Origin of the sequence: Rhizobium anhuiense, assembly GCF_003985145.1 — a bacterium.
In the GTDB taxonomy this organism is placed as follows: domain Bacteria; phylum Pseudomonadota; class Alphaproteobacteria; order Rhizobiales; family Rhizobiaceae; genus Rhizobium; species Rhizobium anhuiense.
Map to the genome: position 1 here is coordinate 216726 of NZ_ML133531.1, position 14413 is coordinate 231138.

The window sequence follows — 14413 nt, forward strand, 5'->3', positions numbered from 1 at the left end:
TTCCACGCGCGTCGGCTCATGCTATTGCTTTGTGGCTGCGACAAATTTAACAGTCGAAGCAGTCAGAACTGGATTTTTGAGGCATGACGAAGAACGGCATTTTGCGCATCGCAACCTTCAACCGCACCGCACTGATCTGCGCCGCGGCGGCGATGGCCCTTGCCGGATGCAATCTGACGGCGGAACAGAAGGCCGCCGCCGCCGCCAAGCGAGCGGCGCCGACCGCCGTCGTCATGCCGGCGACCAAGGGCGAGGCGGTCGAAGGCGGCCTTGCTAAGTCGCCGGACGGTTATCCGAATTTCGGCGCGCCGCTGACGGCCGCCAACGTCCAGATGAGCGACGAGCAGGCGGCCAACCTGCAGCATCAGCTGACCGCACTTGCCGCCCAGCGCAAGGCCGGCACCCTCTCGGAAGCCGATTATCAGGCCAAGGTCGCCGAAATGCGGCGCCTGGCCGCCGAGCACGGCACCGATACGCTCTCCGAAATCTCCAAATAGACCTTGCCTTTCAGGCAATTTGGACGCAAAGCCTTCCGGATGGATCGGAAGACATAATTTTCCCGATAAAGCGCGTTACGCGGCCTTTCCGTCAAAGATTTGCCGCGTGGCTTGGGTCTGATGAATACGGCGTTGCGATTCTGAAGTTCGTGTCGCAGCCGCCGGGAGACGGAACGAACTTCGACTGCGGCCCGAAAAGCCGCCTTTCCATGGGGAATGAAATGGAAGAGTTTCACAAAGTCCGGCGTTTGCCGCCTTATGTTTTCGAACAGGTCAACCGTTTGAAAGCAAGCGCGCGAGCGGGCGGCGCCGATATCATCGATCTCGGCATGGGAAACCCTGACCTTCCGACTCCCCAGTCGATCGTCGACAAGCTGTGCGAGGTCGTGCAGGATCCGCGCACGCACCGTTATTCGTCGTCCAAGGGCATTCCGGGGCTGCGCCGCGCCCAGGCCGCCTATTACGCCCGCCGTTTCGGCGTCAAGCTCAACCCGGATACGCAGGTGGTCGCCACCTTGGGCTCCAAGGAAGGCTTCGCCAACATGGCGCAGGCGATCACCGCGCCTGGCGACGTGATCCTCTGCCCGAACCCCACCTATCCGATCCACGCCTTCGGCTTTCTGATGGCAGGCGGCGTGATTCGCTCCATGTCGGTGGAGCCGGATGCGAGCTTCTTCGAGCCGCTCGAACGCGCGGTCCGGCATTCGATCCCGAAGCCCTTGGCGCTGATTCTCAACTACCCCTCGAACCCGACAGCCTTTGTCGCGACGCTCGATTTCTACAAGGACGTCGTCGCCTTCGCCAAGAAACACGACATCATCGTGCTTTCCGACCTCGCCTATTCCGAGATCTACTTCGACGGCGCCCCGCCGCCGTCGGTTCTCGAAGTACCGGGTGCGATCGACGTCACGGTCGAGTTCACCTCGATGTCGAAGACCTTCTCCATGCCCGGCTGGCGCATGGGCTTTGCCGTCGGCAACGAGCGGCTGATCGCGGCGCTGACCCGCGTCAAGTCCTACCTCGACTACGGCGCCTTCACGCCGATCCAGGTGGCGGCGACGCATGCGCTGAACGGCGACGGCTCCGACATTGCGGAAGTCCGCAACGTCTATAAACGTCGCCGCGACGTCATGGTCGAAAGCTTCGGCAAGGCCGGCTTCGACGTGCCGCCGCCGGCTGCCACCATGTTCGCCTGGGCGAAGATCCCGGAAAAGTTCCGTCATCTCGGTTCGCTGGAGTTCTCCAAGCTGCTGGTCGAGAAGGCCGACGTCGCCGTTGCCCCGGGCATCGGCTTCGGCGAAATGGGCGACGACTATGTCCGTCTGGCGCTTGTCGAGAACGAACACCGCATCCGCCAGGCTGCGCGCAACATCAAGAAGTTCATGTCGACGGCAGACGAGACGATGCATAACGTCATCTCGCTGAACGCGCACCGCTAATCCAACTCTCCGGCAGCCGTGTTTTACGGCTGCCGCCACACAGACATTCAGGATCGATCCATGGCAGATGCCCTCAAAATCGGCATTGCGGGCTTGGGCACCGTTGGCGCCTCGCTAGTCCGCATCATTCAGCAGAAGAGCAACGAGCTTGCCGTCACCTGCGGGCGTCCGATCACCATCACCGCGGTCTCCGCGCGTGACAGGACGAGGGACCGCGGCATCGATCTTTCCGCTGTTACCTGGTTCGACCGCCCGGAAGACCTTGCCGAAAAGGGCGATATCGACGTCTTCGTCGAGTTGATGGGTGGCGCCGAAGGGGCGGCCAACGTCTCGGTGCGCGCCGCACTCCAGCGTGGTCTCCATGTGGTGACAGCCAACAAGGCGCTGCTTGCCTATCACGGCGTCGAGCTTGCGATGATCGCCGAGGAGAAGGGCGCGCTGTTGAACTTCGAGGCGGCAGTCGCCGGCGGCATCCCGGTCATCAAGGCGCTGCGCGAATCGCTGACGGGCAATGCCGTCTCGCGCATCTACGGCATCATGAACGGCACCTGCAATTACATCCTGACCAAGATGGAGAAGGAGGGGCTTTCCTTCGCCGAATGCCTCAAGGAAGCGCAGCGGCTGGGTTATGCCGAGGCCGATCCGGCCTTCGATATCGAGGGCAACGACACGGCCCACAAGCTGTCCATCCTGACGACGCTCGCCTTCGGCAATCGCATTGCGGCCGACGATATCTATCTGGAAGGCATCACCAACATTTCGATCGAGGATATCCACGCCGCCGCCGAGCTCGGTTATCGCATCAAGCTCCTGGGTGTTGCCCAGCGCACCGATACCGGCATCGAGCAGCGCGTCCATCCGACAATGGTGCCTGTAGATTCGGTCATTGCCCAGGTCGACGGCGTCACCAATGCGGTGGCGATCGAATCCGACGTGCTCGGCGAGCTGCTGATGGTCGGCCCCGGCGCCGGCGGCAATGCCACGGCCTCGTCGGTGCTCGGCGACATCGCCGATATCGCCAAGAGCCAGCCGGGCGCCCAGCGCGTACCGGTGCTCGGCCATCCCGCAACGACGCTGGAGCCCTACCGCAAGGCGCAGATGCAGAGCCATGAAGGCGGCTATTTCATCCGCCTGACCGTGCTCGACCGCACCGGCGTCTTTGCCAGCGTCGCAACCCGCATGGCAGAAAACAACATCTCGCTGGAATCGATCGTCCAGCGCTCCAAGCAGCATCTGGCCCCCTCGCATCACCAGACGATCATTCTCGTCACCCACGCGACGATGGAGGAGTCGGTGCGCAGGGCGGTCGCCTCGATCAAGTCGGAAGGTTATCTCTTCGGCGAGCCGCAGGTCATTCGCATCGAGCGGCCGAAAGAGGAAGGCTGAGCCATTCTTCCCGTGCGGAATAGTTGAGCCGCCCCGCCTCTGGCAGGGCGGTTTTTTCTGCTATCTATGCAACCTTTCGTTACGGAAGCCTATATTAACAGATACCGAAATATTGATATAACTAAACCAGAGATGGTGAGTCGTCTGGGTGGAGAATTTCATGAGCAAGGACAGCCACGCCGGGAAGGGGTATGGCCGCCCGAGCGAGGTGCCGCCAGGCCGTCCTGATATGCTTGAGCAAACTCTCAAGCCGGCCTACCATGAAATTCGCCAGGAGGTCCCTGAGGAGGTTGACGGCGACGAACACACGGAAGGCCGTAACTGGGCCATTCTGCTGACGCTGTTTTCGGTCATACTGGTGCAACTGGCCGGCATCGCCCTGATCGTCTGGGCGGTATTCTAAAGCGTGTCGCGATCTTTCAGATTCGCTCGCGCTTTAGAGTTTTTGCTTGCACGCATGTCGTTTTCGCAAAACCGCCGCACACTTTTGCGCGACATGCTTTGGTAAATATCCGTGTCTGTAAATCCATCGCTATGTTATCTCCGCTGCTCCTGTAGAAAGAGCAGATGAAGTCAGCGGAGTGTGGCATGGCAGATCCCGTCGATCCGGTACAGCGCGCGTTTCTCGGCGTGGAGAAATCCGCGCTCGACAATCGCTGGGTCGCGCGGCTCGACCAGGCCGGGCAGAACCGCGCGCTGGCCATGTCGCAGATTCACGGACTGCCGGATCTGATCGCCCGCGTGCTGGCCGGGCGCGGCGTCACGGTGGACGAGGCGATCGAATTCCTCGATCCGACGATCCGCAGCCTGATGCCCGATCCTCACACATTGACCGATTGCGAAAAGGCCGCAGTCCGCCTCGTGAGCGCCATCGAGCGCGGCGAGAGCGTCGCGATCTTCGGCGACTATGATGTCGATGGCGCGGCGTCCTCGGCGCTGATGTATCGCTTTCTCAGCCATTTCGGCGTCAAGGTGAACATCTATATTCCCGACCGCGTCTTCGAAGGTTACGGCCCCAATCCGGCGGCGATCAACCAGTTGATCGACAATGGCGCCCAGCTGATCGTCACCGTCGATTGCGGCTCCACCAGTCACGAGGCGCTTTCAGCCGCTGCCGCGCGCAATGTCGATGTCGTCGTCATCGATCACCACCAGGTGACACATGAGCTGCCGCGCTGCCATGCATTGGTCAACCCGAACCGCGAGGACGATCTCTCGGGGCAGGGGCATCTTTGCGCAGCCGGCGTGGTTTTCATGGTGCTGGTCGCAACGCTGAGGCTGCTGCGTGCGGCCGGCAACAAGCGCATCCTGGCGATCGATCTGCTGCAATGGCTGGATATCGTGGCGCTGGCGACGGTCTGCGATGTCGTGCCGCTGAAGGGCCTTAACCGCGCCTATGTGGTGAAGGGGCTGGTCGCCGCTCGCCACCAGAGCAATGCCGGGCTTGCGGCACTCTTCCGCAAGGCGGGGCTCGCAGGTCCGGTGACACCCTATCATTTCGGCTTCCTGATCGGACCGCGCATCAATGCCGGCGGGCGGATCGGCGATGCGGCGCTCGGAAGCCGCCTGCTGACGCTCGACGACGCCGGTGAGGCAGAAATGATCGCGCAGCGCCTCGACGAGCTCAACCGCGAACGCCAGGCGATGGAGGCCATCATGCTGCAGGAGGCGGAAGCCGAGGCGCTCGCCGAATATGGCGACGGCGAGGGGGCCTCCGTCATCGTCACTGCCCATGAGAAATGGCATCCCGGCATCGTCGGGCTGATCGCGGCGCGGCTGAAGGAGAAATTCAAACGGCCGGCCTTCGCCATCGCCTTCGATCCCTCCGGCCGCGGCACCGGCTCGGGCCGCTCGATCAACGGCTTCGACATGGGCAGGATGGTGCGGTCTGCGGTCGACGAGGGGATTCTCGTCAAGGGCGGCGGCCACGCCATGGCCGCCGGGCTGACGGTCGAGCGCGCCAATCTCGGCAGGCTGAGAAGCTTCTTCACGGAGAAGGCCGAAAGGACGGTGGCCAGCCTCGTCGCCAACGAGACGCTGAAGATCGACGGCGCGATCGGCGCAAGCGGCGCCACTCTCGAACTCATCGACCGCCTGGAGGCCGCCGGCCCCTATGGCTCCGGTCACGCCCAGCCGCTCTTTGCCGTGCCGGCACATCGCGTGCGCGATGCCCGCCTCGTCGGCGAGAAACATGTGAAGGTGACGCTGGAGGCAATGGACGGATCGCGGCTCGACGGCATCGCCTTCCGCGCCGCCGATACGGCACTCGGCAATCTTCTCATCAATTCACGCGGCGCCAGCCTGCATGTCGCGGGTTCGCTCGGGGCCGAGCATTACCAGGGTTCACGCCGCATCCAGCTGCGCGTCTGCGACGCGGCTCCGGCGCGGTAATCTTCTGCGAATTTCATCAGCTGCCGGCGGTCATGACGCTCATCAGCATCTCCGCTTGCGATCGGCTCTTCATGGCCGCAAAGCCCTTCGCGGCGATGGAATCGCGCTCGGCGGTATCTCCGATCAGCTTATGGCAGCGCTCTATCATCTTGTCATAGGGCTCGACCGCCAGGCCGCCGCTGAAGGGCTGGAGATCCGGGTCGCGGATATCGCCTTCGGTCAGCACACAGACGCGATTGGCGAGCAGATAGGAAATGCGCACGATCTCGAAGACGCCGCTCGTATAATGATGGATGTTGATGACGATCTTGGAACGGGCGATCGCCGCGTCGCGTTCCGCGCCATAGATGTTGAAGAGGTGCGCGACCTTGAGCCCGCCTTGCTCCAGCGTCTTCAGGATATGGTGGCGGCGTTCGTTCATCGAGCCGTAGAAGAGCACGTCGATATCTTTGACGGGGGCATGCTGTATCTGGCTGAGGCAGCGGCTATAGCCGACCTCGAGCACGCCGGCATGGTCAATGCCCTTGGCGGCGAGATTTTCCCGGTTGCGCGGGCTGTAGTCGAGAACCGGAAGCGACTTCAGGATCGAGGTGTAGCGCGAATTGATCCAGATGCTTTCTTCCGACACCTGCTCGAGATTGATGATGACGCTGTCCTGCGGCAGATGGCCGACGATTTCGGCGGGGAGAAGATTGCCGCCGTAGATGATCGGCGCGCGGCCGGCGAACGCATTCATGTCGCGGACGATCGGTGCCGAGCCGCCGAGTTCCTCGAAGGCGCCCTGCAGGCCGAGCGCGACTTCGTCGAAGGCGTGGCTATGACTGTAGTTGGCCGGCGTCACGATCCAGATGCAATGACGGTCCTTGTGCGCCTGCCATCCGCCGGCAAAGGGCTGCAACGGGTTGCGGAGCGGCTGCTCGATCTTCGGCGCGGCTGGCAGAGCGGGCCTTTCGGTCCGTACCGGCTGCTGCGGCGCCGCAGAGGCGCCTGAAGCCTGCGAAGCATAGGCGCGCATCAATTCGCGGCCGCCGATGAATTGGCCGCGCGGCATCCAGGCGGGCGGATCATCAGTCCCCCAGATCAGATGCGGCTGCTTGATGAGCGGCTGGCGGCCTTCCTGCCACGAGGTCAGGAGAGCCTGGTCACGGCTGCGCAGAAAGGCTTCCTTGGTGGTGAAAAGACCATGCAGCATACGGCCGAGGCGGACACCGAACTTCCATTCGAAATCGGCAACGGTCGGTACGAAGGCGGCGATCTTCAATCCGGCGGCGGCAGCCTGCTGGACATAAAGCCCGAGCAGACGTTCGATCACGAAGGGGCGCATCTTCGCGTTGGCATCGCGTGAATAGTGAGCCTCACCGGCATAGGCGGTACCCGCCGGGGTGCCGACGCGCGCTTGATTTTCGAGCGATTCGAGAATGCGTTCGCAAAAGGCGAAATAGCCGGACCAGAATTTCCGGTTGCCGCAGAAATAGTTGCAGAACATGAAGGCAGTCTTGTCCTGCGGCGGCGCAATCGGATAGCCGAGCTCCTGGATATGCAGGAAGATCGGCTCCATGCCGGGATGGCCGCCAAGCAGCGAATGTTCCCAAACGTTGCTGTAAATCGCCGCGTGGCCGATCAGCGGATTGTAAAGATAGGCGTCTGCACCTTCGGCCCTGGCTTTTTCCGCCTCGGTGACAAAGGACGGGAAGCTGGTCACCGATTTAATCTCGAATTTGCTGGAGAGCAGCCCCCAGAACACGTCGTCACCGAGGCCGATCGCCTCGTGATGCTGATGCAGGATGTGGAAGAGCTCATATTCGCGGGTTGTCGCCTGCGTATTGAACGAGATGTCGAGCGGCACGGCAGCCGCGTCGAGCTGGCTGCGCTGCGAAGGATCGAGATAGGGCTGATAGACGATGACCGATCCCGTGCCGGCCGCTTTTTCCGTGAGAAGCGCCAGATCAGGAAGACCGGCCGGCAGAGCGGAAATGGGCTGATTGATCGTCAAGGCATCGTCCTTCGTGCATGGCCGCCGTCTCCGTGATTCACGAAACGGCATTCGGGCTGGTTTGGGGCCGACTATTGGACGTGAAGCTTGCGCCACACTGTTGGCACGAGTTTCGCTAGACCAGGGGAAAGGTTAAGCCGCGATGTTCGTACGTAGAGCGCGGACGCTACGAGAGGTTTGCGCCGAAGGAGAGGTGCGAGCGGCAAACAAGGCCGCGAATCTGGCTCGAATAGACGGATGATTTTTGGGGAGAGAAGTGGCACGCCCTAGGGGAGTCGAACCCCTCTTCCCAGAATGAAAATCTGGTGTCCTAACCGATAGACGAAGGGCGCTTCCTTCGTGGTGGCGCCCTTATAGTCAGCACCTTCGAAGGCCGCAAGCGCCAAGGCGTGAAAAAATCATCGTTTTCGCCGATTTTTTTCGACTGTGGAAAAACCTGGTATCGTCAGGCGACGGGGCCGGGAAAGATAAGCCAGCGGGCTGGTTTGGGCGCCATTGCGCAATCCAGTGGTACGCCCTAGGGGAGTCGAACCCCTCTTTACAGAATGAGAATCTGTCGTCCTAACCGATAGACGAAGGGCGCAGGCAACTTTACTGAAATAGGAATGCGCACCGGCTTCTGCAAGCGGATGTGATGGCTTCTATATGGAGAGAAAGTGGCACGCCCTAGGGGAGTCGAACCCCTCTTCCCAGAATGAAAATCTGGTGTCCTAACCGATAGACGAAGGGCGCTTCCTTCGTGGTGGCGCCCTTATAGTCAGGCGTTTTGAATCCCGCAAGCGGAATTGCGGTTTTTCTTTCAAAAAAGTGACAAGAAATCCGGGCGTGTTCGAAAAGCCGATTATTGAAGCCGAATCAACGGGCTGCCGGCTGTTTCTTTAACGAGGCGAGGTGGTGCTGCCGTAACGTAATGCGAAAATCGCGCGGTCGTCAGATTGCTCTTGCGGTCGTTATCGGCGCGCGTTTGCCGCCGCAGCCCCAGTTCCAGTCACGGGTTTTGCCGGTATCGAGGTGGACCGAATCCGTATGGCAATAGGTGCCGACGCCGCCGCGGTTCGGGAGCGAACGGATATAGGCGGCGATATCCCATTTCGTTACGCCGTCGATCTGGATGTCGGCCGCCTCGCAGCTCTTGTGCATCGATTCGTCGGCGCCACCGACCAGGCGGTTGTGCTCTTCGTCGCGGTAGCCTGACGTGACAATAACCGGCCGGCCGAAATGGTTTTCGACCGTCTTGATCACTTTCAGCAGGTCGGGCTTGAAGCAGCCGACCTCGACCTTGTCGTTCTGCACATGCAGGCCATTCGGCGCGATACGCGTCATGCCGGGCAGGGCGGCCTTTTGCAGCAGGCCGGAAAGACTGCCGAGCAGGTTCTGCTTCGGCGCGCTGTAGAGCGCATTCATCGTCGAGGTCGGAATGCTGCCCGTGGCGAGCGACGCTGTTTGAACTGGCGCAAGCTGGGTGCTGTTGTTCTGTGAGGATTGCTGCGGCAGCACCGGCTCCGCCGGCGGCTGCGGCACGTATGGCTGGCTGTAGACGCTGCTTCGCGCGGGTGCCGCCCCTTGCACCGGCGCATAGGCCTGCGGCTGGATGACGGTTGACGTGCTGTTGTTTTGCGGCGCCGGCTGATGATCGGAAAAAATGCTCATCGCCTGCGCGTTGATCCGGGTCGACTGCAGGACGAGCCCGCCGATATTGGCAGGTGCTGTGCTCGCCGGATCGGCCGGCGGGACGGCGGCATTCGGATCCTGCGCGACGAGCTGAGGCGCGGCCTGGGCGCCGGAGACGTTGACGAGTCGAGGGTCCGTGTAGCCCGAACGAGGGACAGAGCCTGCGGGCGCTACCGTGGCAAGCTGAGGGACTGTGGCCGACGCCGCCGGAGCAACTGCGGCGGAATCGAGCGCCTTCTTGTCCGACGCGCAGCCGGACAGCGCCAGCACCGAGGTGGCGATCAGCAAAGCGCCCGTCACGGGCATCCGCATCTGCATGTTACGCAAGCGAGCAGTCTCCAGTTGATGCGGAAAATGGGCATAAACGCCGCCTTCCGCTTCGAGTCATCGGGAGATTGCCTGCGGGGCCGGATCGCGGCAAGCGGCAAGGCGCCGGCCGGACCCGAAATCGCAAAAGCCGCAAGTTTCGCAAAAGCCTTGCGGCGAAAAACCCTTACCAGGCGCCGGTATTGCCCATCGAGGCCCAGGGTTCGGCGGGCGGAAGCGGGCTGCCTTTCTGCAGGATTTCGATCGAGATGCCGTCGGGCGAGCGCACGAAGGCCATGTTCCCATCGCGCGGCGGCCGGTTGATGGTGACGCCATTGTCCATCAACTTCTGGCAGATCGCATAAATATCGTCGACCTCATAAGCGAGGTGGCCGAAATTGCGTCCTCCGCTATAATCCTCTGTATCCCAGTTGTAAGTCAGTTCGAGGCAGGGAGCTTTTTCGTTGCGTGCACGGTCGAGATCGTCGCGAGCGGCCAGGAAAACCAGGGTGAAGCGGCCCTTTTCGTTTTCGTGGCGGCGAATCTCCTCCAGCCCGAACAGCGTGGTGTAAAAGGCGAGGGAGGCATCCAGGTCTTTGACCCGTACCATTGTGTGGAGATAACGCATTCTATCTACTCCTTTATTGGGGCTGGCTTTTTTCAGCAAGCCGAGGTCAGCTTCGGGCAAGTCAACTTTATAAAATGTGCAGCTGGGAATAACCGAAAACTAGGACTTGCGCTTATCCGTTACCAAGATGTTAATCTTGATTTCAAGAATCAGTTAACCGTAACAGTGTGACGCGTATTCGAGGGGCTGGCGACAATGGCTGACAGGATTTCATCGAACGAATACTCCGATCTCGACGAGCTATCAGGAGAGGCGGTCGATCTTGTTGAAATCACCGGCGTCGTCAAGTGGTTCGACGTCGCCAAGGGTTTCGGCTTTATCGTACCCGACAACGGCATGCAGGATGTTCTCCTGCACGTGACCTGTTTGCGCCGCGACGGTTACCAGACCATCCTCGAGGGAACGCGCATCGTCGCCCTCATCCAGCGCCGCGAGCGCGGCTACCAGGCTTTCAAGATCCTCTCGATGGACCAGTCGACCGCGGTTCATCCGTCGCAGCTGCCGCCGGTGCGCACCCATGTGCAGGTCACCGCGACGAGCGGGCTCGAGCGTGCGCTGGTCAAATGGTTCAACCGCACCAAGGGCTTCGGCTTCCTGACGCGCGGCGAGGGCACGGAAGATATCTTCGTGCATATGGAGACGCTCCGTCGCTTCGGCCTGACGGAACTGCGTCCCGGCCAGGTGGTGCTTGTCCGCTTCGGCGACGGCGAAAAGGGCCTGATGGCCGCAGAGATCCATCCTGATGTTCCGAGCCCGGCAAGCCGGTCGCACTGACATGCGTGGCCTGTCCCTGTTTCATGCCATCCGAAGCGCCATCCTGGCGCTTTTTTTCATGGCTGCGCTGCCGGCCTTGGCCGAGGAGCAGATGCGGTTCGACAAGGAGCCGCTGCTCATCCAGACCGCCGCGGGCAAGGTGCTGCATTTCACCGTAGAGATCGCCTCGACCCCCGATCAGCGCGCCCGCGGGCTGATGTTTCGCAAGACGATGGCCGATGATGCCGGCATGATCTTCGATTTCGACGAGCCGCGGCGCGTCACCATGTGGATGGAAAACACCATTCTGCCGCTCGACATGCTCTTTGCCGACGACACCGGCACGATCCGCCACATCAAGGAAAACGCAAAGCCCTATTCGCGCGATATCATCGATTCGATGGGCGAGGTGAAATACGTCGTCGAACTCAATGCAGGCGTCGTCGCCAAGCTTGGAATCAAGTCCGGCGACAGGATCGTCAGCGCCACGACGACAAGCAAGGCGAAGTGACGGCGGCAGGGTCGCGCGCAGGCGGCTGCGAGGGAATTCAGGAATATCAGGATATTGAATGGTCGGAGTGGAGAGATTCGAACTCCCGACCCTCTGGTCCCAAACCAGATGCGCTACCAGACTGCGCTACACTCCGTGCCGTGAATGGCAGGGGAGATACACGGTTCACTTCGCCGTCGCAACCCATAAATCCAGCGCTGGTCGAAGATTCCTCGCCTGCCCTGTGGATGCTATAGAAAAATCTTGATGGGTCGCACGTCTGCCGTGCCGGGCGCATTGAACGTCAGGACAAGGCTGCCTCAGCCGTGGGCGATCAGGCCGAGATATTGGGCGTAGCTGATGACGACGTAGAAGAAAGCCGTGATACCAGCTCCTAACGCAATGGCATTGAACTCTGGCGAACGTTTCATCATGAGTGCAAATCCACTGAAACCGATGGAGCCGTAGATAGTGCCAGGGACCGGCTGCGGCAATCAGCTTGTAATCACAACATGCGACGATCGGTAACATTGCGCAATTCGGCCTGAGGTCCCTCGGCCATGAAGAGAGGGCTGGATCGACAGGTGGGAAGACGACCCAAAGCCGCTTCGCCCGCCGATAGCCTTGTTTCCCCAATGCATCGGCTTGTCATGAGATGGAGCAGGCAGCGTGCGTCGCGCACCGCCTTTTTTCTTGAAAAGCCGCGGATTCGCGGATAAGCAAAATTCATCTCTTCGCGCTATCTCAAGCGATGAAGCAAAAGACCCGGCAACCGGGATTGAGACCATGAAAGCCGGGCACTGCCCGCATAGTCGGAGACGCCGCAGTCATGTCTGCCAAGATCTATCGTCCAGCCAAGACCGCCATGCAGTCCGGCAAGGCCAAGACCCATCTCTGGGTGCTTGAGTTCGATCAGGAGTCGCCGCGCAAGATCGATCCGATCATGGGCTACACCTCCTCGGGCGACATGCGCCAGCAGGTGAAGCTGACCTTCGAAACGCAGGAACTCGCCGAGGCCTATGCCCAGCGCAACGGCGTCGAATACCGCGTCATTGCGCCGAAGGATGCGGCCCGCCAGGTGGTCGCCTATCCCGACAATTTCCGCTATACCCGCACGCAGCCCTGGACGCATTGAGATTTCTCGTCCAAATATGCCGCATTCGGTCGCGCGCCTTGAACGCGACCGCCGGACGGCCCCTTAGCTCAGCTGGATAGAGCACCTGCCTTCTAAGCAGGTTGTCGCAGGTTCGATTCCTGCAGGGGTCGCCAACGTTTTCAAATACTTATAGCGCATTTCCACACGTCGATTAGAGGCCGTTTACAGCGTTTTCGGCACCGTTTACTTTTCTGTTTCCGCGATGTTCTTTCCATCCTCAGAATGACGGCATCGCTGGTCTGCTGATCGGTCGCCAGATAGTGCTTCTCCAGCACGCGCCCGACCTCTGCAATCGAGTGCCCGGTAATCGACGCGATCTGTTCCGTCGTCGATCCTTCCCGCCGGCGATCGGTGATGAAGGTTCCCTGCAAGTCGTGATACGTCACGCCCTCGATCCCCAACCGATCGCACTCCTTTCCCCACGAAGTCTTGAAGCCGCTCTTCGACCACGGCCGGCCGCGCGAGTTGTTGAGGATTCGCATTGTGTCTGTCGGAAGGGCGTCGAGAATAGCTTTTAGAGCGCTGTGAACCTTCACCCGAACTCGCCTCTTCGGCTTGCCTGGTTTCGATTTTCCCTGCTCGAACATCAGGTGCGAGCCGTTATGTTGCTTCCAGGTGGCGAGCAACATGTCGGCCTGGAGCTGTCCGGTGTGGATGGCCATCTCGAAGGCGAGAAGCAGGTGAGGCTTGGCCTTAGCCCGGAAAAGGGCGATCAGTTCCGGCGTCCAGACATTTTCCTTGCGGGAGCCCGTGTAAAGCCGTTCGATCCCAGTGCAGGGGTTCTTCTCTATGATCTCCTCGTCGATCCCATAGGTATAGACGCGAGATAAGGAAAACAGCATCTGGTCGGCCGTGCGCGGATGATCTGCAAAAGTGTGGTGCCACTTGCGAATCATCGCCTTCATGCCGCGCTGCTGCGTCAGCTTGAGCGGCAGACGGGGCCATTCCTTACGAATTTCCTTGAACGAGGCTCTGTGGCTGTCTTGCGTGGTTTCGGCAAGAGCGGCAAAGGCCGGACTATTTTCGAAGGCCTCCATCAGATCGCCAAGCGTCGTCACCTCGGGAGGCGCGCTCTCGGCGCTTCAGCAAACTCTTCCGTTCCCGGCGCCGATTGCATCTTTGGGCCGCCGCGCCAGGCATAATAGTGGATGCGAACCTCTCCATTCGCCAGTGGGCGCTTGACCTTATGAATGCCTTCGAGCTTCACGAGCACGTTCCTGGTCTCTCCACGCCTGCCACCACCACAAAGGAAGGCAAGGCGAACAGGAACATCTCTTTCGGCTTCATCAAAAGGCGATTATCATCGCCTCCACGATCGTCCCAGTAGAATTCAGGCCCGAAATCTTCGCTGAAGTCGAAGCCGTTTCTAACGTAAAAAATGATCGACCTGGCGTACCAATACCACATGTGAACGCAAAAGCCGCCCACCAGGCACAAGATGAGCCACGCTACAAATCGATCTCCCGCAACCAATTCGGTATCTCCCTAAGAATCCTGACCGAGCGGGGTCGAGTGGCGGCAGCAGGCTCCGCAGTGGGGCACCTATTCGACCTTCACGAAGACTTGCCCGAAGTACTGACCTTGCCCCGTTGAAATAATCCATTTTGAAGTAAGCTCTGGCCCATTGAGAGGACCAGAGAATGAAGCGCAACCGTTTCACAGACGAACAGATTATCGGCATTCTGAAGGAGCACGAGGCGGGC

General features: G+C 60.6%; 13 protein-coding genes and 5 tRNA genes. 9 read left to right on the forward strand and 9 right to left on the reverse strand.

All coding sequences use genetic code 11. The annotated features are described in order from the left end of the window. Positions 1-83 precede the first annotated feature (83 nt). From EEQ99_RS24390 to recJ, 5 genes are all read left to right on the forward strand, one after another. Entirely contained in the window at positions 84-497 is a 414-nt protein-coding gene (locus EEQ99_RS24390) for a hypothetical protein (protein WP_047614864.1), read from the forward strand. Positions 498-718: 221 nt separating this feature from the next. Beyond that, on the forward strand, positions 719-1936 hold the full coding sequence (locus tag EEQ99_RS24395) for an LL-diaminopimelate aminotransferase (protein WP_047614866.1): 1218 nt from the start codon (positions 719-721) through the stop codon (positions 1934-1936). A 60-nt stretch (positions 1937-1996) separates the two neighbouring features. Next, positions 1997-3322: a homoserine dehydrogenase gene (locus EEQ99_RS24400; protein ID WP_063475486.1), complete on the forward strand. Its 1326-nt coding sequence runs from the start codon at positions 1997-1999 to the stop codon at positions 3320-3322. Between the two features lie 160 nt (positions 3323-3482). Next, positions 3483-3725 carry a hypothetical protein gene (locus EEQ99_RS24405; protein ID WP_063475487.1) on the forward strand — a complete coding sequence of 81 codons (243 nt, stop codon included), beginning with the start codon at positions 3483-3485 and terminating at the stop codon, positions 3723-3725. A 185-nt stretch (positions 3726-3910) separates the two neighbouring features. Next, positions 3911-5713, forward strand: a complete 1803-nt coding sequence (gene recJ, locus EEQ99_RS24415) for a single-stranded-DNA-specific exonuclease RecJ (RefSeq protein ID WP_063475488.1) — start codon at positions 3911-3913, stop codon at positions 5711-5713. A gap of 16 nt (positions 5714-5729) precedes the next feature. On the opposite strand, the gene EEQ99_RS24420 is transcribed toward recJ, so the two are convergent. From EEQ99_RS24420 to gloA, 6 genes are all read right to left on the reverse strand, one after another. Further along, positions 5730-7706 carry a CgeB family protein gene (locus EEQ99_RS24420; protein ID WP_063475489.1) on the reverse strand — a complete coding sequence of 659 codons (1977 nt, stop codon included), beginning with the start codon at positions 7704-7706 and terminating at the stop codon, positions 5730-5732. A gap of 257 nt (positions 7707-7963) precedes the next feature. Next, a tRNA-Glu gene (locus tag EEQ99_RS24425) sits at positions 7964-8038 on the reverse strand. 176 nt (positions 8039-8214) lie between these two features. Beyond that, a tRNA-Glu gene (locus tag EEQ99_RS24430) sits at positions 8215-8289 on the reverse strand. A gap of 74 nt (positions 8290-8363) precedes the next feature. Beyond that, positions 8364-8438, reverse strand: a tRNA-Glu gene (locus tag EEQ99_RS24435). Between the two features lie 198 nt (positions 8439-8636). Further along, positions 8637-9704 (reverse strand): YcbK family protein, encoded by a 1068-nt coding sequence (locus tag EEQ99_RS24440; RefSeq protein ID WP_047615721.1) that lies wholly within the window; start codon positions 9702-9704, stop codon positions 8637-8639. A 166-nt stretch (positions 9705-9870) separates the two neighbouring features. Next, positions 9871-10311 carry a lactoylglutathione lyase gene (gloA, locus tag EEQ99_RS24445; protein ID WP_063475490.1) on the reverse strand — a complete coding sequence of 147 codons (441 nt, stop codon included), beginning with the start codon at positions 10309-10311 and terminating at the stop codon, positions 9871-9873. Between the two features lie 195 nt (positions 10312-10506). On the opposite strand from gloA, the gene EEQ99_RS24450 reads away from it, so the two are divergent. Together EEQ99_RS24450 and EEQ99_RS24455 are read left to right on the forward strand one after the other, a co-directional pair. Continuing rightward, complete coding sequence (locus EEQ99_RS24450; RefSeq protein ID WP_012757289.1) at positions 10507-11085, forward strand: cold-shock protein; 579 nt, start codon at positions 10507-10509, stop codon at positions 11083-11085. A 1-nt stretch (position 11086) separates the two neighbouring features. After that, a complete protein-coding gene (locus tag EEQ99_RS24455) occupies positions 11087-11575 on the forward strand; it encodes a DUF192 domain-containing protein (RefSeq protein WP_063475491.1) in 489 nt (162 codons plus the stop codon). A 59-nt stretch (positions 11576-11634) separates the two neighbouring features. On the opposite strand, the gene EEQ99_RS24460 is transcribed toward EEQ99_RS24455, so the two are convergent. After that, positions 11635-11711, reverse strand: a tRNA-Pro gene (locus tag EEQ99_RS24460). Between the two features lie 672 nt (positions 11712-12383). On the opposite strand from EEQ99_RS24460, the gene EEQ99_RS24465 reads away from it, so the two are divergent. Both EEQ99_RS24465 and EEQ99_RS24470 read left to right on the forward strand, forming a co-directional pair. Continuing rightward, entirely contained in the window at positions 12384-12689 is a 306-nt protein-coding gene (locus EEQ99_RS24465) for an ETC complex I subunit (protein ID WP_063475492.1), read from the forward strand. 57 nt (positions 12690-12746) lie between these two features. Beyond that, positions 12747-12823 (forward strand) — tRNA-Arg (locus EEQ99_RS24470). A gap of 6 nt (positions 12824-12829) precedes the next feature. Here the strand turns inward: EEQ99_RS24470 and EEQ99_RS24475 are convergent. Together EEQ99_RS24475 and EEQ99_RS24480 are read right to left on the reverse strand one after the other, a co-directional pair. Beyond that, positions 12830-13747: a site-specific integrase gene (locus tag EEQ99_RS24475; protein WP_244604842.1), complete on the reverse strand. Its 918-nt coding sequence runs from the start codon at positions 13745-13747 to the stop codon at positions 12830-12832. 166 nt (positions 13748-13913) lie between these two features. Further along, complete coding sequence (locus EEQ99_RS24480) at positions 13914-14183, reverse strand: hypothetical protein (protein WP_063475493.1); 270 nt, start codon at positions 14181-14183, stop codon at positions 13914-13916. Positions 14184-14413: the final 230 nt, after the last annotated feature.